This window comes from Paraburkholderia sacchari (assembly GCF_000785435.2).
GTDB lineage: Bacteria > Pseudomonadota > Gammaproteobacteria > Burkholderiales > Burkholderiaceae > Paraburkholderia > Paraburkholderia sacchari.
Window position 1 is genome coordinate 267,804 of the sequence record NZ_JTDB02000007.1, and the last position, 23,579, is coordinate 291,382.

Annotated in this window: 20 protein-coding genes and 1 other RNA gene; 9 read left to right on the forward strand and 12 right to left on the reverse strand. The window is 64.5% G+C overall.

Going from position 1 to position 23,579, the window contains the following annotated elements:
* The first annotated feature begins 15 nt into the window (after positions 1–15).
* Positions 16–495 carry a molybdenum cofactor biosynthesis protein MoaE gene (locus NH14_RS23525; protein WP_035526198.1) on the forward strand — a complete coding sequence of 160 codons (480 nt, stop codon included), beginning with the start codon at positions 16–18 and terminating at the stop codon, positions 493–495.
* A gap of 164 nt (positions 496–659) precedes the next feature.
* Here NH14_RS23525 and NH14_RS23530 read toward each other — a convergent pair whose 3' ends face one another.
* The gene (locus tag NH14_RS23530; protein ID WP_035526199.1) at positions 660–1,226 is read right to left on the reverse strand and encodes a group III truncated hemoglobin; all 567 of its coding nucleotides are present in this window, start codon (positions 1,224–1,226) and stop codon (positions 660–662) included.
* A 161-nt stretch (positions 1,227–1,387) separates the two neighbouring features.
* Here NH14_RS23530 and NH14_RS23535 point away from each other — a divergent pair, with 161 nt between their 5' ends.
* Positions 1,388–1,888, forward strand: coding sequence for an Rrf2 family transcriptional regulator (locus NH14_RS23535; RefSeq protein ID WP_035526201.1), 501 nt, complete (start codon positions 1,388–1,390; stop codon positions 1,886–1,888).
* A gap of 249 nt (positions 1,889–2,137) precedes the next feature.
* On the forward strand, positions 2,138–4,735 hold the full coding sequence (clpB, locus tag NH14_RS23540) for an ATP-dependent chaperone ClpB (RefSeq protein WP_035526203.1): 2,598 nt from the start codon (positions 2,138–2,140) through the stop codon (positions 4,733–4,735).
* Between the two features lie 130 nt (positions 4,736–4,865).
* On the opposite strand, the gene NH14_RS23545 is transcribed toward clpB, so the two are convergent.
* From NH14_RS23545 to NH14_RS23555, 3 genes are all read right to left on the reverse strand, one after another.
* Positions 4,866–5,306, reverse strand: a complete 441-nt coding sequence (locus NH14_RS23545) for a YidB family protein (protein WP_035526205.1) — start codon at positions 5,304–5,306, stop codon at positions 4,866–4,868.
* 80 nt (positions 5,307–5,386) lie between these two features.
* A complete protein-coding gene (locus NH14_RS23550) occupies positions 5,387–5,992 on the reverse strand; it encodes a ComEA family DNA-binding protein (protein WP_035526207.1) in 606 nt (201 codons plus the stop codon).
* A gap of 213 nt (positions 5,993–6,205) precedes the next feature.
* Complete coding sequence (locus tag NH14_RS23555; RefSeq protein ID WP_035526209.1) at positions 6,206–8,221, reverse strand: sigma-54-dependent Fis family transcriptional regulator; 2,016 nt, start codon at positions 8,219–8,221, stop codon at positions 6,206–6,208.
* Positions 8,222–8,650: 429 nt separating this feature from the next.
* Here NH14_RS23555 and NH14_RS23560 point away from each other — a divergent pair, with 429 nt between their 5' ends.
* The 5 genes from NH14_RS23560 to lipA all read left to right on the forward strand — a co-directional run bounded on the left by NH14_RS23560 (position 8,651) and on the right by lipA (position 14,025).
* Entirely contained in the window at positions 8,651–9,712 is a 1,062-nt protein-coding gene (locus tag NH14_RS23560) for an ATP-NAD kinase family protein (RefSeq protein WP_152617136.1), read from the forward strand.
* Positions 9,713–9,833: 121 nt separating this feature from the next.
* Complete coding sequence (locus NH14_RS23565; RefSeq protein WP_035526213.1) at positions 9,834–10,811, forward strand: thiamine pyrophosphate-dependent dehydrogenase E1 component subunit alpha; 978 nt, start codon at positions 9,834–9,836, stop codon at positions 10,809–10,811.
* A 46-nt stretch (positions 10,812–10,857) separates the two neighbouring features.
* Positions 10,858–11,862 carry an alpha-ketoacid dehydrogenase subunit beta gene (locus NH14_RS23570; protein WP_035526215.1) on the forward strand — a complete coding sequence of 335 codons (1,005 nt, stop codon included), beginning with the start codon at positions 10,858–10,860 and terminating at the stop codon, positions 11,860–11,862.
* Positions 11,863–11,866: 4 nt separating this feature from the next.
* Positions 11,867–12,988 (forward strand): acetoin dehydrogenase dihydrolipoyllysine-residue acetyltransferase subunit, encoded by a 1,122-nt coding sequence (locus tag NH14_RS23575; RefSeq protein WP_035526218.1) that lies wholly within the window; start codon positions 11,867–11,869, stop codon positions 12,986–12,988.
* A 2-nt stretch (positions 12,989–12,990) separates the two neighbouring features.
* Positions 12,991–14,025, forward strand: a complete 1,035-nt coding sequence (gene lipA / locus NH14_RS23580) for a lipoyl synthase (RefSeq protein ID WP_084225392.1) — start codon at positions 12,991–12,993, stop codon at positions 14,023–14,025.
* Between the two features lie 58 nt (positions 14,026–14,083).
* Here the strand turns inward: lipA and NH14_RS23585 are convergent, their stop codons facing one another.
* The 8 genes from NH14_RS23585 to trxA form a co-directional block, all read right to left on the reverse strand.
* Positions 14,084–15,451, reverse strand: coding sequence for an MATE family efflux transporter (locus tag NH14_RS23585; RefSeq protein ID WP_035526220.1), 1,368 nt, complete (start codon positions 15,449–15,451; stop codon positions 14,084–14,086).
* Between the two features lie 7 nt (positions 15,452–15,458).
* Positions 15,459–17,213 carry an ArnT family glycosyltransferase gene (locus tag NH14_RS23590; RefSeq protein WP_035526222.1) on the reverse strand — a complete coding sequence of 585 codons (1,755 nt, stop codon included), beginning with the start codon at positions 17,211–17,213 and terminating at the stop codon, positions 15,459–15,461.
* A 275-nt stretch (positions 17,214–17,488) separates the two neighbouring features.
* Positions 17,489–17,752, reverse strand: coding sequence for a type B 50S ribosomal protein L31 (locus NH14_RS23595; RefSeq protein ID WP_035526223.1), 264 nt, complete (start codon positions 17,750–17,752; stop codon positions 17,489–17,491).
* Positions 17,753–17,901: 149 nt separating this feature from the next.
* Complete coding sequence (locus NH14_RS23600; protein ID WP_035526225.1) at positions 17,902–18,747, reverse strand: M90 family metallopeptidase; 846 nt, start codon at positions 18,745–18,747, stop codon at positions 17,902–17,904.
* Positions 18,748–18,798: 51 nt separating this feature from the next.
* Positions 18,799–20,355 (reverse strand): MFS transporter, encoded by a 1,557-nt coding sequence (locus NH14_RS23605; RefSeq protein ID WP_035526226.1) that lies wholly within the window; start codon positions 20,353–20,355, stop codon positions 18,799–18,801.
* A complete protein-coding gene (locus NH14_RS23610; protein ID WP_052148035.1) occupies positions 20,352–20,891 on the reverse strand; it encodes a MerR family transcriptional regulator in 540 nt (179 codons plus the stop codon). Before NH14_RS23610 ends, NH14_RS23605 begins: the two co-directional genes overlap by 4 nt.
* A 160-nt stretch (positions 20,892–21,051) precedes the next feature.
* On the reverse strand, positions 21,052–22,314 hold the full coding sequence (gene rho / locus NH14_RS23615; RefSeq protein WP_027797263.1) for a transcription termination factor Rho: 1,263 nt from the start codon (positions 22,312–22,314) through the stop codon (positions 21,052–21,054).
* A gap of 271 nt (positions 22,315–22,585) precedes the next feature.
* Positions 22,586–22,912, reverse strand: coding sequence for a thioredoxin TrxA (trxA, locus tag NH14_RS23620; RefSeq protein ID WP_027797264.1), 327 nt, complete (start codon positions 22,910–22,912; stop codon positions 22,586–22,588).
* A gap of 448 nt (positions 22,913–23,360) precedes the next feature.
* Here trxA and ffs point away from each other — a divergent pair.
* Positions 23,361–23,459: signal recognition particle sRNA small type (gene ffs, locus NH14_RS23625), an RNA gene on the forward strand.
* The last annotated feature ends 120 nt before the right edge of the window (positions 23,460–23,579 follow it).

The following is a 23,579-nucleotide window of genomic DNA, read 5'->3' on the forward strand; positions in this document are numbered from 1 at the left end:
ACGAGGAGGGCAGCCATGCCAGTACGTGTTCAGACCGGCGATTTCGACCTGACGACCGAAGTTGCGCAACTGCGTGCGAGCAACCCGGCGATTGGCGCGGTGGCGTGCTTCGTCGGGACCGTGCGCGACATCAATGACGGCAGTACGGTCGCGGGCATGGAGCTCGAGCACTATCCGGGCATGACCGAGAAGGCGCTGGAGGGCATCGTCGCCGAGGCGCAGCGGCGCTGGCCCGGCATCGAAGTGCTGATCATCCATCGGGTGGGGAGGCTCGCGCCGCTCGATCAGATCGTGCTGGTGGCGACGACCTCGAAGCATCGCGGCGATGCGTTCGCGTCGTGCGAGTTCGTGATGGACTACCTGAAATCCGAAGCGCCTTTCTGGAAGAAGGAAGAGACCGGGGAAGGCGCTCGCTGGGTCGATGCGCGCGAGAGCGATGATGCGGCGCTTGCGCGCTGGGGCGTGACGTCGACGAATGCGGCGAAGGAAGACTGAGCGCGCCGTCGATCGCGAAATAGTTCCAGCATTGCGGAATGATGGCCGCCAATGCGCTGCCAGTCGCCATTATTCCTGAGATATCGGAACTATGGCCCGAACACTACTGAAGCCGATTGTGCAACTAACAGCCTAGAGCGTCCTGCACACACGTGGTTGGCGGCTCAGTGCGAGCGAGCGGCTTCGTCCTCATTGTCGTCCATCGAACGGCCGACGAATTTGGCCGGAAACGGCTCGCCAGCCAGGCGAGCGGGGAGATCGTGGCCGTGGTCCGCCGGACGGCGGCGTGGGGCGATCGAGTCGAGCAGGGCCTGTTGTTCGGGCGGAATCATGTAATCCCAGCCGAAGCGGCTCAGTTGCAGACTTTGCGCGATGCGCAGCGCGGGCTCCATGAACTGCACGGCTGCGGCGGGTTCGTAACGCGCCTGGACCGTGTCGAGAAACAGATAAAGCCAGTGGCTAAAATGCTTCGGCTCGACGCCCGGCACCGGGTCGTGCGCCTGCTGCACATTGCCGCGGTAAGTCTTCGTGCCGAGCACGAGACTTGACCAGAAGCGGCACATTTTCGGCAGATGCTCGTCCCAGCGGCCAGCGAGCACGCCTTCGAAAACAGGGCCGAGCAGGGCATCCGCGCGCACACGGTCGTAGAACGCGTAGACGAGCTCGCGGATGTTGTCTTCGGTGGGGGCGGCGTGCCGCGCGGGAGCGGCGCTGGAGTCGGAGTGCGTCATGTCGAAAGCCGGGGGCGGGGCGCGGAGCCGCCACGCAATGAATGATTTTGCGAAGTGCTGATCGAAGCGCTCATAATACCCAGGCGATCAAAAACGTGCATGCACCTTGCATGTTATCGTATGGACTTCCGCGCTCGCGCGCCCATCTACAGCCTGGCACCATGAGACTGACCGACTACACCGATTATTCGCTGCGCGTGATGCTCTATCTCGCGCTGCGTCGCGACGGGCTTTCGACAATCCAGGAGATCTCGGATGCCTACGGCATTTCGAAGAATCATCTGATGAAGGTGGTGCAGCGTCTTGGCGAGCTGGGCTGGGTCGATACCATCCGTGGCCGCAACGGCGGCCTGCGGCTCGGGTCGAATTCGCTCGAATTGAGCGTCGGCGCGGTGGTGCGGCAGACCGAGAGCGATTTTGCGCTGGTCGGATGTTTCCCCGACGAGCACGGCGAGCGCCGAAGCTGCGTCATTGAGCCGCAATGCCGGCTCAGGCACGCGCTGGCGGCGGCGCGCGACGCGTTCCTTGCCGAGCTGGACCGGCATACCATCGGCGAGCTGGCGCAGCCCGCCGGAGAACTGACCGGCTTGCTGGGCCTCGCCCCCGTTATCCTGATGCCACGCGCGCGCGCCACGCGCCATGCGCCGCCAGGCGAACACTGAGGTGTACGGGGCCACTGAGGCCGAAGCGTGGCGACTCCGTCGCTCGCGCACGCAGTTTCCCCTCGTAGCGTCTATCCTCACAGAGTGCTTCGGCATACCGCGCCGGGCTGCCGTTTCGCGGCAGGCCGGTGCAGCCGTTCGCCCAACCCCGGACAGGCGCATCGGAAAAAATTACGCGATGCCCGCTTGAAACCGGCGCAACCCCCCTCAGATTTGGTGACAGTTAAAAAAATTGGAGGTCTCTTTTAAATGAGAGTCGACAAACTCACCACCAAGTTCCAGGAAGCGCTCGCCGACGCACAAAGCCTTGCCGTCGGCCACGACAATCAATACATCGAACCAGTCCACCTGCTGGCGGCGCTCGTCGCGCAACAGGACGGCTCGGCGCGCTCGCTCATGTCGCGCGCGGGCGTGCAGGTTCAGGCATTGCAGAACGCGCTCAACGACGCCATCAACCGCTTGCCGCAGGTGCAGGGCACCGACGGCAACGTGCAGGTCGGCCGCGAACTCACGGGTCTGCTGAATCAGGCCGACAAGGAAGCGCAGAAGCTCAACGACACCTATATTGCGAGCGAGATGTTCTTGCTGGCGGTCGCCGAGGACAAGGGCGACGCGGGCCAGATCGCGCGCAAGAACGGCCTCACGCGCAAGGCGCTCGAGGCGGCGATCGTCGCGGTGCGCGGCGGAGCGCAGGTCCATAGCCAGGACGCCGAAAGCCAGCGTGAAGCGCTCAAGAAGTACACCGTCGACCTGACCGAGCGCGCGCGTTCGGGCAAGCTCGATCCCGTGATCGGCCGCGACGACGAAATTCGCCGCTCGATCCAGATCCTGCAGCGCCGCACCAAGAACAACCCGGTGCTGATCGGCGAGCCGGGCGTGGGCAAGACAGCCATCGTCGAAGGCCTCGCGCAGCGCATCGTCAACGGCGAGGTGCCGGAGACGCTCAAGGGCAAGCGCGTGCTCTCGCTCGACATGGCGGCGCTGCTCGCGGGCGCGAAGTATCGCGGCGAGTTCGAAGAACGCCTGAAGGCCGTGCTCAATGACATCGCGAAGGACGAAGGCCAGACCATCGTTTTCATCGATGAAATCCACACGATGGTGGGTGCCGGCAAGGCCGAAGGCGCGATGGATGCGGGCAACATGCTCAAGCCGGCGCTCTCGCGCGGCGAGCTGCACTGCATCGGCGCGACCACGCTCGACGAATATCGCAAGTACATCGAAAAGGATGCTGCGCTCGAGCGCCGCTTCCAGAAGGTGCTCGTCGATGAACCGTCGGTCGAGGCGACCATCGCCATCCTGCGCGGTCTGCAGGAGAAGTACGAGTTGCACCACGGCGTGGAAATCACCGACCCGGCGATCGTCGCGGCGGCGGAGCTCTCGCATCGCTACATCACCGATCGCTTCTTGCCGGACAAGGCCATCGACCTGATCGACGAAGCCGCTTCGAAGATCAAGATGGAAATCGATTCGAAGCCCGAAGAGATGGACAAGCTCGACCGTCGTCTCATTCAGCTGAAGATCGAGCGCGAAGCCGTCAAGAAGGAAAAGGACGAAGCGTCGCAAAAGCGTCTGCAACTGATCGAAGAAGAGATCGACCGCCTGAGCCTCGAATATAAGGATCTCGAAGAGATCTGGACCACCGAGAAAGCGGCGGTGCAGGGTAGCGCGCAGATCAAGGAAGAAATCGATCGCGTGCGCGCCGAGATCACGAAGTTCCAGCGCGAAGGCAAGCTCGAGAAGGTTGCCGAGTTGCAGTACGGCAAGCTTCCGCAGCTCGAGTCGCAACTGAAGCAGGTCACGCAGGCCGAGGCCGACGAGCAGAACAACCCGACACGCCGCAGACTCCTGCGTACCCAGGTGGGCGCCGAGGAAATCGCCGAGGTGGTGTCGCGTTCGACCGGCATTCCGGTCTCGCGCATGATGCAGGGCGAGCGCGAAAAGCTGTTGCTGATCGAAGACAAGCTGCACGAGCGCGTGGTGGGCCAGGACGAGGCGATCAACGCCGTGGCCGATGCGATCCGCCGCTCGCGCGCCGGTCTCGCGGACCCGAACAAGCCTTACGGCTCGTTCCTGTTCCTTGGGCCTACGGGTGTGGGCAAGACCGAGGTGTGCAAGGCGCTCGCGGGCTTCCTGTTCGACTCGGAGGATCATCTGATCCGCATCGACATGAGCGAGTTCATGGAGAAGCACAGCGTCGCGCGTCTGATCGGTGCGCCGCCGGGATACGTGGGCTACGAGGAGGGCGGCTATCTGACCGAGGCCGTGCGCCGCAAGCCGTATAGCGTGATCCTGCTCGACGAAGTCGAGAAAGCGCATCCGGACGTGTTCAACGTGCTGCTGCAGGTGCTCGACGACGGCCGCATGACCGATGGCCAGGGACGCACCGTCGACTTCAAGAACACGGTGATCGTGATGACGTCGAACCTTGGTTCGCACCTCATCCAGTCGATGACGGGCGAGCCGCAGGAAGCGGTGAAGGAAGCCGTCTGGAACGAAGTGAAGCAGCAGTTCCGGCCTGAGTTCCTGAACCGGATCGACGAAGTCGTGGTGTTCCATGCGCTCGACCGCTCGAATATCGAGTCGATTGCGAAGATCCAGTTGCAGCGCCTGCAAGAGCGTTTGAGCAAGCTCGATATGGAGCTGGTGGTGTCGGACGAGGCGCTCGCCAAGATCGCCGAGGTTGGCTACGATCCGTTGTTCGGCGCACGTCCGCTCAAGCGCGCGATCCAGCAGGAGATCGAAAATCCGGTCGCCAAGCTGATCCTCGCGGGCAGGTTCGGGCCGAAGGATGTGATTCCGGTCGACGTCGAAGACGGCAAATTCGTGTTCGAACGCGTCGTGCACTAAGGCGCGGTTCACTCTGCGCGAAGCGCGTGCCGCAAGGCACGCGCAGCAGCAAACAAAAAGGGCAACGGAGTTTTTTTCCGTTGCCCTTTTTTCATGTGGCGCGCGACAGCTTGCGCCTGCTTATGCCCGCTTATGCCTGCTTGTTCCCACCGCCGAACAGCGATGCGAGGCCGCCCAGCGTGCCCAGCACGCTCTCGGCATTGATCTGGCCGCCGGCCGGCACTTCACCGTTCGGTGTGCCGGCGTTGATCACGTGCGGCAGCACCTGTGCGAGCAGGCCGCTGACCTGGTCGGGCTGCATGCCGACCTTTTGCGCGAGGCCCGAAACCACGTCGGAACCCAGTGCGTTGTGGAGTTGATCCGGCGAAACCGCCTGATTCTCGCCGTTGCTAACCCACGACTGCACGACATCGCCGAGGCCGCCTTGCTGAAACTTCTGGATCAGGCCGTTCAGTCCGCCCGGCTGGTTGTTGATGAATTCCATCGCGACAGCGAGGAGTTGGGCTTGGCCGCCGCCTTGTTGCTGCGACGACGAACCGAGCAGGGAACCGAGGGAATCTAGCAGGCTCATGACAATCTCTCTGAATGATGGCCGCCGCAGGGGAGCGCGGCCGGAAAAACGAAACCCGGAATCCAGATCCGGTACGCGAATCAAGCACCCGAAGCAGCCGCCTCGGAAGCGGCCTTGCTCTTCTTGGACTTCTTGGACTTCTTGGACTTCTTCGCCGTGGTGTCCGAGGCAGCGCCCGGCGCCGCAGCGGCGGAGCCTGCTACAGGCGCGCTTGCTTCTGCGGCTGCCTTGTCCTTCTTGCTCTTGTGCTTTGACTTGCTTGCGCCCGCATCCGACGCGGCTTGCGGCGCGGTCGTGGCAGCGGGTGCTTGCGAGGCCGTCATCGGATTGGGCGTAGTGCCGGCGGCAGCAGTTGCAGCGGGAGCGGCGCTCTTGCTGCTCTTCGACGTCGCAACGCTCTTGCCGGCCGGCGGCGCCGACGAGCCGTTGATCGTGAGGCCCGCGGCTTCGAGGTTCTGCACCGACTTCGGCCCGATGCCCTTGACGCGGTTCACGAGATCGTCGGCGTCCTTGAAGGGGCCATTCTTGGTGCGTTCGTCGATGATGGCCTTGGAGTGGGCGGGACCAATGCCCTTGACGGATTCGAGCGTGGCTTGATCGGCGGTGTTGACTTCGACAGCCGCCGCCAGAGCGGCAGACAGCGACAGACCCAGTGCGATGAACAGCATCAGTAACTTCTTGAACATGGCAATCACTCCATTGAGGGCATTTCGGTTAGCCGGGAACGGACGACGCATCGACCAGGTAGTGCTGTGCAACAAGGATAGGACAGTTGGCGTATCCGTGGACGGGAAGCGCTCGATTTATACCCACGGTTTCGTGGCAATACAATCGCGCCGCACAATATTTAATACTTCTGTGCAATTCGACGGCGACTGAGATGGCGCTTGCCGCGTGCTTCAGGCGCGATGCGGCCCGACGATGCCGAGCTTCGCAATGCGCCGATAGAGCGTCGCGCGCGAGATGCCTAGCGCCGCGGCGGCGGCATTGGGACGCCAGCGATGCGCGGTGAGCGCCGCGACGATGCGCGCGCGTTCGTCGTCGCTGCTGCTTGTTGCGCTGTTTGCCGCGTTGTTTGCCACGCCGTTCGCCGGAGTGGTCGCCTTGTTGCCGGCTGGGGCGATGGTCGCGGCCAGTTGTGCCGCGAGGTCGCCGCTCAGGTGCCGCGCCTCGACGCGCACCGTATCGCATACCGCGCATGCGTAGCGCATGGCGTTGCGCAACTGGCGCAGGTTGCCGGGCCAGGCGAACGCCGCAAGCCGCGCGGCGAGATCGGCGTCGAGCACGAGCGGGCGGCCGGCCGCCTGCGCCTCTTCCGCGAACACCGATTCGATGAGCGCTGCGATATCGCGCCGCTCGCGCAGCGGCGGCAATACGAGCACCGCGCCGCAGAGCCGGTAGTACAGGTCTTCGCGAAACGTGCCCGAAGCGGCCATCTGCGCGAGGTCGCGGTGGGTCGCGCAGATCACTTCGAGGTCGACGTGCGTGGGCGTTTCGCCCCCGAGCGGCAGCACCTCGCCTTCGGCGAGCACGCGCAAGAGGCGCGTCTGCAGCGCGAGCGGCATGTCGCCGATCTCGTCGAGAAAGAGCGTGCCGCCATCGGCCATGGCAATCTTGCCGCGCGCGCCGTGACGCCGTGCGCCCGTGAACGCGCCCGGCGCGTAGCCAAAGAGTTCGCTCTCGATCAGCGACTCGGGCAGCGCGCCGCAGTTCACCGCTATGAACGGCCGGTTGCGGCGCGGCCCCGCGTCGTGGATCGCACGCGCAAACACTTCCTTGCCCGCGCCCGTCTCGCCTAGCAGCAGCACCGGCAAATGCTTGCCCGCCACGCGTTGCGCGATGCGCGCGTTTTCGGCGACGCGCGCATCCGCGCTGCGCAGGAACGGGCCCAGCGCGCCGTGGTCGTGCGTGTCGTCAGCGCGCGCGTTGCGCAGCGGCGTTGCGCCGTGCACGGCCGGCGACGATGCGCGCGCCGCGCCCGGGAACCCGGTGCGCCCGAGCGGTGCGCGAATGCGCGCATAGAGCATGGCGCCGTTCGCGCGCAGGCGCAGCGCCGCAATGGCTTCGATACGGCCAATATCGCGCAACTGCACGTGGGATGAATCGAAGATCTCGTCGATATGGCGCGGGCCGTCGAGCCCCGGAATGCATTCGCGCGCGCGGCGGTTCGCGGCGGCCACGTTGCCGTTCTCGTCGAAGGCGATCAACAGTTCGGGCTGCGCCTCGACATAGTTGCGGTTCTGGTGTCCGAAAAGAATCCAGCACGCGGAGGTGCGATGCAGGAAATAGCCGTCTTCGATGAGCGTCGCGCTCTGGCGCACCAGTTGATTGACGATGCGCTGGCTGTCGCGGTTGTCGGGCGACTGCACGGCGGAGGCGTCGAGCACGCCGATCAGCTCGCCGCCCGGCGCGAAGATGGGCGCGGCACTGCACGTGAGCGTCGTGAATGCGGCGCGAAAATGCTCGGTTTTGTGCACCGTGATCGGTGCGAGATCGGTGAGCACGCTCGCGATGCCGCACGTGCCTTCCTCGCTCTCCGACCAGCACGAGCCGATATAGAGCCCCGCGTGCTTGAAATGGTTGCGGCGCTCGCGGTCGATGCGGTAGTCGATGGTGACGCCGTGCGCGTCGGTGAGCATCACGCAATAGTCGGCGTCGCGCACGGTCTCGTGCAGGCGCGTGAGGCACTGGCCCGAGGCACGCAAAAAAGCCTCCTCACGATCGCGGATCTCGCGCAGCTCGGCGGCGCTTAGCACGCGCGGGCCGATCACCGAACCTGGATCGAGTTGATAACGCTCGAACGAGCGCTGCCAGGACGACACGAGGCGCGGCGAGTCGTTCGGCGCGGGCAGCCGGCCTTCGACGGCGCCGCGCACGCGTTCGGCGTGGCGGGTGGGCGCGAGTGCGTAGGGCATGGGCGATTCCAGACGATTCCTGATGCGGGGCGTCGGCGCTCGGAGAGCTCGGCGGGAGTCTTTTTGTAGCACATCTGCGGCTTGCGATCACACCGCAGCGCAGCATGCGAGACAGCCGAGACAATCGTCTCAGGGCATGACGAGACGACCTTGAGACCCGGCGCGAGGCTTGTTGCGCGGGGCTCGGCGGGCCTGCTGCGGTCGCCGGATACCGGTTTTGTCTCGCGCGGCGCGTGCGTCCAGTCGCGACTGAGACGCCGGGCGGGCCATGAACGATCGTGCTGAAGCGTCTCCATCGCGACCGCAAAGCCAGTAGATACGGCATTCGGCGGGACATCGGAGGTCATTCGAATGCGTTGGCACAGCGCTTGCAGAGAGTCACGGCAATGGTGGCGCATGCATGCGCCTCCACATAGGAGACAACGCATCGTGACGATGCCCGTGACCGTAGGCGTGATCGCGAACCCCGCTTCGGGACGCGACATCCGCCGTCTTACCACGCACGCCTCGGTCTTTCCGACGGCGGAAAAGGCCAACATGGTCGTGCGCCTGCTTGCGGGGCTTGGCGCGCTGGGAGTCGAGCGCGTGCTTACGCTGCGCGACCGCACCGGCGTGGCCGCGCTCGTGCTGCGCGCGCTCGAAACCCATGCGGCCGTGGCGCGGCACGAACGCTGGCCCGCCGTGGAATTCGTCGATCTGCCGATCAGCGAGAGCGTGGCCGACACGCACACGGGCGTCGCGCATATGGTTCGCGAGCGGGTCGCGCTCATCGCCGTGCTCGGCGGCGACGGCACGCATCGCGCGGTTGCCGCGCATTGCGGCGATACGCCGTTGCTCGCGCTTTCCACCGGCACCAACAACGCGTTTCCCGAGTTGCGCGAAGCCACGGTCGCGGGTCTCGCGGGCGCGCTCGTCGCCACCGGCGCCGTGCCGGCCGAAACCGCGCTTGCGCGCAATAAGCGCCTCGTCGCGCGGTGCGTCGAAGGACCGGGTCGCGGCCGCGAGGAGATCGCGCTGGTCGACATCTGCGTGTCGCGTCAGCCGTTTATCGGCGCGCGTGCGATTTCTGATAGTTCGGATATCGAATCGTTATTTCTGGCCTTTGCGCCGCCCGACGGCATCGGGCTCGCGTCGATCGGCGGTGCATGGGCGCCGGTCGGGCGCGACGCCGCGCACGGCCTGCACATGACCTTTGCATCGGACTCCACGCAAGGCGGCGAGGGCGAAGGCGTGCCGCTCATCGCGCCCATCGCGCCGGGGCGCATCGAGCGCCTGACGATGCGCACCTGCCAGCGGCTCGAAGTCGGCATGGCGCTGCCGCTCGACGCGAATCACGGCACGCTCGCCTTCGACGGCGAGCGCGAGATCGAACCGGCGCGCGGCGACCGCTACGAAATCGCGCTCGACTGGGGCGGGCCGGTGACCGTGGACGTTGCACGCACCCTGCGTTACGCGGCCTCGCATCAGTTGTTGCGCGCGGTGCCGGGATAGCGCGCGCTGCATTGGATATCCCCAAATTTTCTTCAATCAAGGAGCCACTTCACCTACCCAGTTCGTTTCGGAAACAGCAGGCATCACCACCGTGGTCATCACAACTCGACAGGAGACAACCATGTCTGTGACGTTGAACAAGGAGCAGTTGCTCGCGGCGTATCGCTCGATGCGCACGATCCGCGAGTTCGAGGAGCGCTTGCACGTCGAATTCGCGACCGGCGAGATCCCGGGCTTCGTGCATTTGTATGCGGGCGAGGAGGCGTCCGCCGTCGGCACCATGAGCCATTTGAACGACAACGATTACGTCGCCACCACGCACCGTGGCCATGGCCATTGCATCGCGAAGGGCGTGGACGTGCGCGAGATGATGGCCGAGATCTATGGCCGCGCCACCGGTTCGTGCCGCGGCAAGGGCGGCTCGATGCATATTGCCGACCTCTCGAAGGGCATGCTGGGCGCGAACGGCATCGTTGGCGCGGGCGGTCCGCTCACGTGTGGCGCGGCGCTCGCCGCGAAGCAAAAGAAAACCGGTGGCGTGGGCGTGTGCTTTTTCGGCGATGGCGCCTCGAACCAGGGCGTGATCTTCGAGTCGATGAATCTCGCTTCGGTATGGCGTCTGCCAGTGATTTTCGTCGCCGAGAACAATGGCTATGCGGAAGCGACCTCGTCTACGTGGTCGGTTGCGGCCGACAACATCGCCGACCGCGCCAACGGATTCGGCATGCCGGGCGTGATCGTCGACGGCTTCGACTTCTTCGCCGTGCACGAGGCGCTCGGCGAGGCCGTAGCGCGGGCGCGCAACGGTGGCGGCCCGACGCTCGTCGAAATGAAGCTCTCGCGCTATTACGGCCACTTCGAAGGCGATGCGCAGACCTACCGCGCACCCGGCGAAGTGCAGAAGCTGCGCGATGAAAAAGACTGTCTGAAGCGCTTCGAAGAGCGCGTAGTGCGTGCGGAGCTCGCGAGCACCGACGACCTGCGCAAGGTGGACGCCGAAGTGGGCGCGCTGATCGACGATGCGGTGGCGAAGGCGAAGGCTGCGCCTCTGCCAGCCGCCGAGGCGCTGCTCACCGACGTATACGTGTCATATCCCTGAGCGCGATTCGCACAGGTAATCAGGATTCCAGATCAAGGAGACGAAAATGGCACGGAAAATCACCTATTCGCAGGCGATCAACGAAGCGCTCGCCCAGGAGATGGCGCGCGACGAGAGCGTGATCGTGATGGGCGAGGACAACGCGGGCGGCGCGGGCTCGCCAGGCGAGCAGGACGCCTGGGGCGGCGTGCTCGGCGTGACTAAGGGCCTCTATGGCAAGTTCCCGGGGCGCGTGCTCGACACGCCGCTCTCGGAGGGCGGCTTTATCGGCGCGGCAGTGGGCGCGGCGGCATGCGGGATGCGGCCGGTGGCGGAGCTGATGTTCATCGACTTCATGGGCGTGTGCTTCGACCAGATCTTCAACCAGGCGGCGAAGTTCCGCTACATGTTCGGCGGCAAGGCGGTCACGCCGGTGGTGATCCGCACGATGTACGGCGCGGGACTGCGCGCGGCGGCGCAGCACTCGCAAATGCTCACGTCGCTGTTCACGCATATTCCGGGCCTCAAGGTCGTGTGCCCGGCCACGCCTTATGACGCGAAGGGCCTCATGATCGAGGCCATTCGCGACAACGACCCGGTGATCTTCTGCGAGCACAAGCTGCTCTACACGATGGAAGGCGAGGTGCCTGAGGAGTCGTATTCGATTCCGTTCGGCGAGGCCAACATCGCGCGCGACGGCGACGACGTCACCATCGTCACTTATGGGCGCATGGTCCATTACGCGCTCGATGCGGCGCAACAGCTCGCCAAGGACGGCATCGAAGCCGATGTGATCGATTTGCGCACGACTTCGCCGCTCGACGAGGAAACCATTCTGGAGAGCGTGAGCCGCACGGGCCGCATCGTGGTCGTCGACGAGGCGAACCCGCGCTGCTCAATCGCGACCGATATCGCCGCGCTCGTCGCAAACAAGGCATTTCGCGATCTCAAGGCGCCGGTCGGTATGGTGACCGCGCCGCATACGCCGGTGCCGTTCGCGGCCTCGCTCGAAGACCTTTACATTCCCTCTGCGCAGCAGATCGCCGATGCCGTGCGCGCGGCAAGGAGCTGAAGTCATGCCGATTCACATGATCACGATGCCCAAGTGGGGCCTTTCGATGGAGCAGGGCCAGGTAAACGGCTGGCTCAAGTCGCTCGGCGACAAGGTTGCCAAAGGGGAGGAATTGCTCGACGTCGAGTCCGACAAGATCGCGTCGGGCGTAGAGTGCGCATTCGACGGCGTGCTGCGGCGGCAGATCGCGCAGGAAGGCGACACGCTGCCGGTGGGTGCGCTGCTCGGCGTGGTGGCGGGCGTGGAAGAAGCGGACGCTGAAATAGATGCGGCGGTGGCCGAATTCCAGCGAGATTTCGTGCCCGCGAAGGCTGGCGACGCCGATGCCGGCCCGCAGCCGGAGAAGGCGCAAATCGGCGGGCGCACGCTGCGCTATCTGAAGCTGGGCGAGGGTGACGGCACGCCTGTCGTGCTGATCCACGGCTTCGGCGGCGACCTCAACAACTGGCTCTTCAATCATGCCGATCTCGCCACGGAGCGTACGGTGTGGGCGCTCGATCTGCCGGGACACGGCGAATCGGGCAAAGCGGTGGAGAGTGGGGCGCTCGATGAACTCGCGCAGAGCGTGGTCGATTTTCTCGACGCGCAGAAGATCGAGCGTGCACATCTGGTCGGGCATTCGCTGGGCGGTGCGGTCTCGATGACGGTAGCCGAACGCGTGCCCGCGCGCGTTGCTTCGCTCGCGCTGATCGCCAGCGCGGGGCTCGGCGACGAGATCGACGGCGCGTATATCGAAGGCTTCGTCGCGGCGGCGAACCGTAACGCGCTCAAGCCGCATGTGGTGAAGCTGTTCGCCGATCCCGCATTGGTCACGCGCCAGCTCGTGGAGGACCTCGTGAAGTACAAGCGGCTCGAAGGCGTGCAGGATGCGCTGAAGAAGATCTCGGCGCAGGCCTTCGAGGGCGGCGCGCAGCGGCGCGTATTCCGCGACCGGCTTTCGACGCTCGCGCCGAAGGTGCTTGTGATCTGGGGCGAGACCGACCAGATCATTCCGGTCAAGCACTCGCAAGGCTTGTCGCCCGGGGTGCGCATCGAGGTGATCGCGGGCAAGGGGCATATGGTGCAGATGGAAGCCGCCGCCGAGGTCAATCGCGTGCTCAAGGCGTTCTTCGAGACGGGAGGCTGACCATGAACGCCGTCACGATTGAACCGGTGCGGGAGGGCGCTCGATCGCCGGGCGCGTCCGGCGACACCGCGCTTGGCCAGCATGGCTTGCGTAGCCGCGAGAAGCTCGCGCGCATCCCCGTGAAGATCGTGCCGGCGGACGAGGGGGCGGCGCTGCCCAAGCCGCCCTGGCTGCGCGCGCGTCCGCTCATGAGCACGACGGTCGCGGAGGTCGCCGCCGTGCTGCGCGAACACCGCTTGCATTCGGTGTGCGAGGAGGCGATGTGCCCGAACATCGGCGAATGCTTCGCGCAGCGCACGGCCACGTTCATGATCATGGGCGGGCTGTGTACGCGGCGCTGCCCGTTTTGCGACGTTGCGCACGGACGGCCCGCGCCGCTCGACGAAGACGAGCCTGTGCACCTCGCCGCGGCGGTCGCGGCCCTGGGACTGCGTCATGTCGTGATCACCTCGGTGGACCGCGACGACTTGCGCGACGGCGGTGCGGCGCATTTCGCAAGCTGCATCGCCAGGGTGCGCGAGCGCGTGCCGGGCATCGGCGTGGAGGTGCTGACGCCTGACTTTCGCGGGCGCATCGATCGTGCGCTCGAGGCGCTCTCGGAGGCCTGGCCCGATGTGTTCAATCACAACGTCGAGACCGTGCCGTCGCTTTACCGTGCGGCGCGGCCGGGCGCCGACTATCGCGGCTCGCTTGAACTGCTTGCGCGCGCTAAGGCCGCGCATGGGGCGCTGGTCACGAAGTCGGGGCTCATGGTCGGGCTGGGCGAGACCGACACCGAACTGCACGAGTCCATGCGCGATTTGCGCGAGCACGGCGTGGAAGTGCTGACGATCGGGCAGTATCTCGCGCCGTCGCGCTATCACCTTCCGGTACGGCGCTATGTGCACCCAGACGAGTTTGCGGCGCTGCGCGAGGCAGGGCTCGCAATGGGGTTCAGCGAAGTCGTGGCGGGGCCGCTCGTGCGTTCGTCGTATCACGCGGCACAAACCGTCGAGGCTGCGCGGAATCAGGCATTCGCGCGTGAAGATATGGGTTGATTTGCAACTAACTGCCGAAGCAGAGCATCTGCTTCGGCAGTTGCCCAGCAGCAAATGTTCATTCCTGCGCGCGCAGATACCGCCTGCTGACAAGCGACAGATAGACCACGAGCCCAATGCCGGCAATCGCGAGGCTCGCCGTATTGGCGATCCAGAAGCCACGCGCGCCTGTGGCCCCTTCGGGCAGGGTACCGGGCACGTTGAAGCCGAGCACATAACCGCCGCCGAGGCCCACGCCCCACAATGCGATGGCATAGATCACCGTGGGCACCACAGCAACCTTGTAGGCGCGAAGCGCGAATGCCGTGGTGATCTGCAGGGCGTCGAATACGTGATAGAGCGTGACGATTGCCACGAGCGGCATCGCCGCCACGGCGACGGCCGGGTCCGGCGTATAGCCCTTGATCAGCAGCGGCCGCAGCACCAGCACGATTGCACCGTAGCAGCAGGCGATCGCCACCGCGGTCATCACACCATGCCGCGCGAGCGTGCGTGCTTCGGCGGGGCGCGCGCCGCCCAGTGCCTGCGCAACCAGCGTGGATGTCGCCACGCCGATCGAGAGCGGCGTCATGTAGAGCACCGCGCCCATGTTGCCGGCGATCTGATGGCCGGCGAGCGTCGTCGTGCCGAGGCGCGCGATGAAGATCGCCATGAAGGTGTACGAAGTCACTTCGATGAGATACGAGAGCCCCATCGGAATGCCGAGCTTGAGCAGTTCCGCCTGACGCCTCCATTCGGGCCAGCAGAAGTGCTTGAAGATTTCGAACGGCGCGAATACGTCGATGCGCGTGAGCGCGATGGCGGCGCACACGGCGAGCGCCCAGTTGATCGCAGTGCTCGCGAGCGCACAGCCCGGGCCGCCCAGCGCAGGCACGCCGAGCCCGCCGAAAATGAGCCAGGTGTTCAGCGGCACCTTGATGGCGAGCGCGGCCACCTGCAGGAACATGACGAGGCGCGGCCGGCTCACGGCATTGGCAAGCGAGCTGTAGATGCGGAACGCGAGGCTCGCGGGCAGCCCGAAGGAAAGCAGCCTGAGATAGGCGACGGTGCGCTCGCGCAGCGCCTCGGGCGGTCGCGCGAGGTCCAGCAGCGGGCCGGGAAAATACAGGATCGCGAAGCCGACCACCATCAGCACGAGCGCGAGCCAAAAGGCCTGGCGCACTTCGAGGCCGATCTCGACGTCCTTGCGCGCGCCATAGAGCTGCGCGGCGACGGGTTGCAGCGCGGTAAGTATTCCGGTCAGGCCGATATAGACCGAGACATAGATCGACGAACCGAGCCCCAGCGCTGCGAGATCGAGCGCCGAATAGCGGCCCACCATCGCGGTGTCGATTACGCCGAACGCGATGATCGCGAGCTGGCCGACCAGCACCGGCCAGGCGAGGGTGGCGATGCGCCGGATGTCGCCGGCGAAGGTCGTCGTCACCGGGGCCTCAGTCGGGCCGCTTGCGCCAGATGCGTTTCTTCAGCGGCGGCTGCGGGCGGTCGATGCGCACGTATAGGCGGAAGCGCTCGTCGCGGTCGGCCGCGCGGCGGCCTTCCCAGACGAGCTTCCACGCGAAGTTCGACATCGGGCTCGGTGCGCCGTAGTCCTGCGTATCCTGGCGCAGGATCACATCGCAGTCCTCGTCGAACGAGAAATGCATCTTGCCGAAATACGCGAAGGTGGCGATCTGCGCGTCGCCGAGGCGCACGGGCGAAATGCACTGGTAGTCGTCCGGCAGATGCGTGGCGATCTGCTGCGCGACGTCCTTGTAGGTCCGGCTGTAATTGACGACCGGTAGCCAGAGCGTCATCAGTAGCACCCACATCAGCGTGGTGCCGCCGCTAGACAGAACGACGCTGCGCCAGAGCACCTTCGGGTGCCGCGCGACGCGCCAGTGCGCGAGCGTGATCCAGCATACGGTCACGGCCACCGCGCAAACGAACGACAGAATCTTGAATTGCGGCACGTAGCCGGGCACGAGGCGCGCGAGGTTGCGCGCGAGCGGCGCCGGGAAGCCGGTCATGCTGGCGAGCCAGACGAGCCACACGAAGGTGCCGAGGATCGTGAAACTCAGCACCGCGAACCAGTCGATGGCGTTGATCGTGCCGCGCTTGAGCGTGGGCAGCGCGAAGGTCGCGAGCACCGAGAGCGCGGGCAGCACCAGCATGAAGAGCAGGTTGGTCTCGTGGCTCTGCACGATCACGAGGATCAGGAGCGGCACGATGACTGAGAGCGGAATCGCGACATGCGGTGCGCGCCGCAGCCCTGCCCAGCTCATCCACGCCCAGATGGCGAGCGGCCAGGCCGGCCATGTGAAGAGCGGCAGGTTCTTTGCCGCGTAGCGCAGCACCGAGCCCGGCGGGCCCGCGAAGGCATTGACGCTCGTGCGCGCCCACTGGTCGAGGAACCATACGCCATCGGTGGGATAGAGATGCAGCGTGGCGATCGGCCAGGAGAGCGACACCACGAGCGCGACCGGCAAGCCGGCCACGAGCAGCCAGCGCGAGCGCGTCTCGGGTGCGAAAACGAGCATGACGAGCGTGCCGATGAGCAGCGCGCCCACCAGTACGGGCCCGCTCGAAAGCATCACCACGCCGAGCGCGAGACCCCACCAGAGTGCGCCCTGAATGGGTTTGTCGATGGCGCGAACGAGGCCGTACACCAGCATGGCGATGCCCATGAACTGCATCAGTTGCGGCGTGGTTTCGTGGCCGCGCTCGGCCAGACCGAAACAGGCGAGCAGGATGAGCAGGGCGCCGTCGCCGAGCGTGCGGCCGTAGTCGCGCGGCTCGGGCTCGCCGCCAAACGCGTATTTGAACGGCTGCACTTCGGGGCGCCGGCCGAGCAGATAGGCGCCGTACCAGACGAAGGCGCACGCGCTGCAGAACAGCACGCCGGTGGCCACTCGAGCCGCGTTGCTGGCGTCGACCCAGGGGGCTAACGCGCGGATGCAGATGGCGCCGAGCCAGTAGCCAAGCGGGCCATTCGCGGTGATGTATTTGCCGACGAGGTTCGGCATCAGCCAGTCGTGCGTGGTGCCGCCGGCCATCGTCCACATCACGCCGAATCCGGCCGCATCCTCGTTCTTCCACGGGTCGCGGCCGAACAGGCCAAACGAAGCGAAGATGATGCAGATGGTCAGCAGCAGCCAGCGCGGCAGGGCGCTGGTGGCGGAGGCGGTCAGGCGAATGGCAGGCTTCATGCAATGCGAAGGAATTCGGGTAAGCGGACCGGGGCGCGCCAATGGCGGTTGTGGCCTCAAGGGGGCGATGCCTAGGGCGGTCGCGGGAACTGCCGCGGCACGTGCCGTCGTGCGCCGCCGGTCGGGAGCATCCGGCATTCTAGCCGCCTGCGCCAGCGAGCGTCACGGCGCGGACCAGCGCGAACGCCGTGCAGGCAATAAAAAAGGGCAGCGCAGGCTGCCCTTTTTTGTGCGGGACCGGCTTGGAGCCGGTGCGCGAAGTTCGCTTCGAAAGCTTACTTTGCAGCCTTGCCCGAGGCGCGTGCGCCGAACTTCTTGTTGAACTTCTCGACACGGCCGGCCGTGTCCATGATCTTTTGCGTGCCCGTGTAGAACGGATGCGATTCCGACGACACTTCGATCTTCGCGAGCGGGTAGGTCTTGCCGTTGAATTCGGCGGTTTCGCGCGTCTGGATGGTCGAGCGGGTCACGAACTTGAAGTCGTTCGAAACGTCGATGAACAGGACTTCGCGGTAATCCGGGTGAATGCCTTCTTTCATGGTTTTTCCTTAAATCTGGCGGTAGCCAACCCGCGTGCCTTCACTGTGAAGGTCGTTTCGGCGCGAGCCACTTGCCCAAGGTCGAAAAACGGCGATTATGCCAGAAAATCAGCCGGTTGGCGAATTATTGCTGGCTCGCGAGGCGGGATTCACGCGGGCGGAGCGGCCAGCGCGGCCAGCGCCCCCACTTTGGCCGGATCCTGCCGGTAATAGCACGCGAGCAGCCGGTAAAGCTCAGGATATTCGGCTTCGAATGCCTTGGGTTTCACGAACAACGCCTCGCTGCATACAGCGAAAAATTCCGACGGATGGTCCGAGGCATAGGGGTCGATCAGCGAATCGCGCTCGAAGCGCGACCAGCGACGCTCGGGCACGGCATCCACTTTGTCGCAGAACTGGTCGTAGGCGTTATCGAACACGTCGGCCCAAGCCTGGCCATCGAGCGGCGCGTGCCAGCGGCGAAAAAGGGGCGGATGGCCGTCGGCCTCGCCGGTGAGCATGTCGATCTTGTGCGCGAACTCGTGGATCACGACGTTGTAGGCATCGCTGCCATCGGTCATCTGCGCGTCTTCCCACGAGAGGATCACCGGCCCGCCTTCCCATGCTTCGCCGCTCGCGTCGTGCTCGACTTCGTGCACCACGCCGTCCTCGTCCTCGACCGTCTTGCGGATCACGAATTCGCCAGGATAGACGGTGACGCCGACCCAGCCCTTGTAGAGATCGAGGGAAAGATTGAGCACCGGCAGCGACGCTTGCGTCGCGATCGCAACCGCGATCTGGTCGGTGAGTTCGAGCTCGTGGGCTGTGGAAAATTCCTTTTGCGCGAGAAAGAGGCTCGTGAGTTCGCGCAGGCGCGCGAGATCGGCGGCTTCGAGGTGCGAGAGGAAGGGCAGTCCGGCGAGCGTGGTTTGCCAGAGCGCGTCGTCGATCGCGTAGGTGCGCAGCGCCTTTTCGCGTCGGCGCGCGCCGAACCATTGGGTCAGTTTCGAAAACATCGCTCGGTGCGCTCAGTTGTGTATGCGGGGTGCGTTCACGTGTCGTTCAGTTCAGTCGATCTGCTTTTGCCAGGCCGCGAAAATCCCGCCGCACACGGCCACGCCGATCAGGAAATAGAACCCGTCGAGCGAACTCAGAAAGCTCGCCTGCTGCGCGACCATCCGGCTCATCTGCGCGAGCGCGAGCCCGTGGGCCTCGCCTGGCGAGCGGCCGAGCGCTTCGAAGGCGTGCGAGAGCGTGGCGTAAATGCTCTGGAAGATCGGGTTGAGCGGGTTCACGAACTCCACGAGCCGCGCCTGGTGCAGTGCCAGTCTGTGCTGCTCGACGATGATAATCGTTGCGGTCGCGAACGATATCGTCAACTGACGGACGACGTTTTTCAAGCGGTATCCGTGCGTGAACTCTTCGTTGTCGAAGATGCGGAACGTCAGGTTCGCGACCGGCAGCACGATGAAGAGCAGCAGGAGGCCGCGCAGCAGCAGCGGGAAAACGAGCCAGCTTTCGCTGGTGTCGGGCGTGAGGCGCGTCATCCAGAACGAGATGAACGCCGCCAGCACGAAGCCCGGCACGATGATCCACTTCTTGTGCGTGACGAACTTCGCGTAGCGGAAATAGAAGAACAGCGTCGAAGCCGAAATCAGCGAGGTGATGCCAGTGAGGCGCCCCGCATTTTCCACCGGATAGTTCAGCCCGCCTTCGAGAAAGCGCGAGACCAGATAGCTGAGCGCCGTGCTCTGGTAGTAATAGATCGTGTAGAGCAGCAGCCCGACGCGAAACGGTTTTTCGCGCAGCGCGTGCAGTCGCATGAGCGGCTTCGGATGATGCCACTGATGCCAGGCGAACCACGCGAGCGCCGCGATGCCGGCCACGCTCAGCAAGATGGTGCCGGGCGAGGTGCTGAAGAGCGCGAAGCGCACCTGCTGCATGGCGATCTGCAGCGCGCCTTGGGCAAGCGCAAAGATGATGTAGGGCCAGAAATGCGTATCGCCGCGCGCTTCGGGCAGCACGTGGCCGGCGTCGGGCAGCGCGAGCAGGGCGAGCGCCGCATAGAGCACGCCGGCCGGCGCGGAAAACGCGAAGAGGGCGCGCCAGTCGAAATGCGAAACGAGAAAACCGCCCGCGAGTGGCGCGAGCGCGCTGGACAGCACGATCAGGATCAGGAATGCGCGCGTCGCCACGGGGCGCTGCTGCGGCGTAAAGGAAATCTGAATGAGGATGCGGCAGGTGCCCATCATCGGGCCAATGAAATAGCCCTGGAAACCGCGCGCAAAGGCGAGTTCGATCGACGATTCGCAAAGCGCCGCCGCCACCGCGCCCGCCGAGTAGAGCAGCAGACACCCGCCCACATAACGGCGGTAGCCGATGCGCTCGACCCACCATTGCTGCTGCAGGATGCCGAGCACGGCGCACACGGCGTAAGCGCTGGATGCCCAGACGAGCTCGTCGGGAGAAGCGTTGATGCCTCCGGCGATATAGCTCGTGAAGAACGAAAAGATGGCGTTGTCGTAGTAGTCGAGGCCGGTCGCGAGCGCGAGCACCCAGGGGAAAAAATCGCCTCGTAGACGTGCGGCGTCAAAGATCGGTGCGCGGCTCGGGGCGCTGCTCATTCGCGAGCGCTCCCATGTTTGCGCCCGCCGGCACTTTCTTTTGCCTCCTTTGCCTCCTCCTTGCGCCGGCGCGTGGCGGCAAGCCGCTCGTCGATCAACGTCTCCGATGGCACGCCAGCAAGGCGCCGCCGCAGATAGTCGAGATCGCCGGCCAATTCGGTGCGCACCGTCTGCGCTTCCCTCAACTCGCGGCGCACGGCGGCGATGCGTGCGTCTAGCGTGTCGATCTGCTGCGCGAGTGCATCGGCAATCTGCTGCAGCGATTCCTGCGAGTAGCGCCGGCGGCCGTCGTCGAGCGATTCAAGCGGGCGCTTGAGCATCTCGGTAATGCCGTGCAGCGAGAAGCCGAGCGCACGCAGTCGCAGAATGCGGGCAAATTGCTCGAGATCGTGTTCGTCGTAGAGGCGGTAGCGGCCCTCGCTGCGCGTGGGCGTGACGAGGCCGCGTTCCTCGTAGTACTTGAGCGTGCGCGGCGTGACGTTGAGCCGCTGGGCAGCGTCTCGCACTGTCAACAGTGCGCTGGGATCCCTGGACATCGGCGGGCAGCCGCGTGGCGGCGGTGGAGTAACGATCGGATTATAGTTTAACGTGAACGTTCACGTACAGGTTTGACGCTGAACGGGCTTGAGCAGAAATGACAAACGCCCGCGTGTGCGGGCGTTTGCGGTACATCAAACGGGCAGGGTGGGCGAGGCCTTAGCCGCCGCGACGCATCATGTCGAAGAACTCGGAGTTGTTCTTCGTCTGGCGAATCTTGTCGAGCAGGAATTCCATGGCCTCGACTTCGTCCATGTCGTGGATGAACTTGCGCAGCACCCAGATCTTCTGGAGGATGTCCGGCTTGATCAGCAGCTCTTCGCGGCGCGTGCCCGACTTGTTCAGGTTGATCGACGGGTAGACGCGCTTTTCCGCGAGACGGCGCTCAAGGTGCACTTCCATGTTGCCGGTGCCCTTGAACTCTTCGTAGATCACGTCGTCCATGCGGCTGCCGGTTTCGATCAGCGCCGTGCCGATGATGGTGAGCGAGCCGCCTTCCTCGATATTGCGCGCGGCGCCGAAGAAGCGCTTCGGACGTTGCAGCGCGTTGGCGTCCACACCGCCGGTGAGCACCTTGCCCGATGCGGGCACAACCGTGTTGTACGCACGGGCGAGACGCGTGATGGAGTCGAGCAGAATCACCACGTCGTGCTTCATTTCGACCAGGCGCTTGGCCTTCTCGATCACCATTTCTGCCACTTGCACGTGGCGCGCGGCCGGTTCGTCGAAGGTCGAGGCGATCACTTCGCCCGCCACCGAACGCTGCATTTCGGTCACTTCTTCAGGACGTTCGTCGATCAGCAGCACGAACAGGATCACGTCGGGGTGATTCTGCTTGATGGCGTGCGCGATGTGCTGAAGCATCACGGTCTTGCCCGACTTGGGCGAGGCGACCAGCAGGCCGCGTTGACCCTTGCCGATGGGCGCGATCATGTCAATGATGCGGCCCGTCACGTTCTCCTCGCCGCGCATTTCGCGCTCGAGCAGCAGCACCTTGTTCGGGTGCAGCGGCGTGAGGTTCTCGAACATGATCTTGTGCTTCGAGGCCTCGGGCGGCTGGCCATTGACCTTGTCCACCTTCACGAGCGCGAAGTAGCGTTCGCCGTCCTTCGGCGTGCGCACTTCGCCTTCGATCGTGTCGCCGGTGTGCAGGTTGAAGCGGCGGATCTGCGACGGGCTGATATAGATATCGTCCGTGCTCGCGAGATACGAGGTTTCCGGCGAGCGCAGGAAACCGAAGCCGTCCGGCAGCACTTCGAGCGTGCCGTCGCCGAAAATCGTTTCGCCCGTCTTGGCGCGCTTTTTGAGAATCGCGAACATTAGTTCCTGCTTGCGCAGGCGGTTCGCACTTTCGATCTCGAGGCCGTTGGCCATCTCGATCAATTCGGACACGTGCAGAGACTTGAGCTCGGAAAGATGCATACGGAGAACCCGTCGGGGAGGATGCGACGAAAAGAAGTCTGGGGGAAAAGAAGCGAGCGGAACCGCTCAAGGACTTTTGCTTGAAACTTTATATAAGAGCGCCGGGTAGACGCTTTATGAATTCTAGCATAGCACACGCCGGAAGCCGCCAGTGGAGCCCGGTGGCAAGTTTCAGCATGTTTTTTACGGTGCGTGTTGTCGGTGGACAACACGCACCTTTGATTCGCCCGCCTGTTCGCCCATTCGCGCGGCGGGGAGTTGGAGCGCCTGATTACAGGTGGCTATCCAGGAATGCAGTGAGCTGCGACTTCGAGAGTGCGCCGACCTTCTGTGCCGCAACGGCGCCATTCTTGAAGAGGATCAGCGTCGGGATGCCGCGCACGCCGAACTTCACCGGCGTCGATTGATGCTCGTCAACGTTGATTTTCGCAATCTGGAGGCGGTCGCCGTAGTCCTTCGCGACCTCGTCGAGAATCGGCGCGATCATCTTGCAGGGGCCGCACCATTCGGCCCAGAAGTCCAGCAGCACGGGCTTGTCGGATTTCACGACGTCCTGTTCGAACGATGCGTCGCTGATGTGCTTGATTTGTTCGCTCATTGTATGAATACCTCTTCACGATCGAGGCTGATTGAATTGCTCGCCACGATACACCAAAACTCAAAATATATCCGGGGGCCAGGGCCTCGCCAGGCGGGACCGGATGCGGTCGCCGGGATACGGTCGCCGGGATACGGTCGCCGGGCCTGCCCAGGCAACGGTCGACGCCAGTGTAGCCTAAATCCCTATGCGTTGCCGACGGTGATAGTACGCATATCGGCAGCAGGGTTTCCCGGTATTTCAAGGTATTTCCCGAACCTCATATTGCCGATATGGCGATGCGGGGCGTGTTTGCAAGAGGGCGCACGCGATGCGTCGTCTTGCATCCGTCTGCCTGTTTTTCATGTGCTCATCCCGGCTCGCTCATCGCGTTGGTCCAGGGCCTTTTGAAGACTTTTTTGCGATGCGGCATTCGCAATGCCGTACAACCGATGTTAGAATGCGCCGTGACGGGCCTCCTCGCATGGAGGGGCGGTCAACCTGGTCAGGTCGGGAACGAAGCAGCCACAGCCGTTTTCCGCCAGTGCCGAGGGTCAGGCTCGTCACCTTCCTTTTTTCTTCCGCGTTGTTTCTTCTCCCCCTCGTTGTTTCTCCCTGAGTGCGTCGTCTTGCCGAATGTGGCTGAGTGTGCCGCTTTTGCACGTTGCACGCATGCCAATTGCCTGCG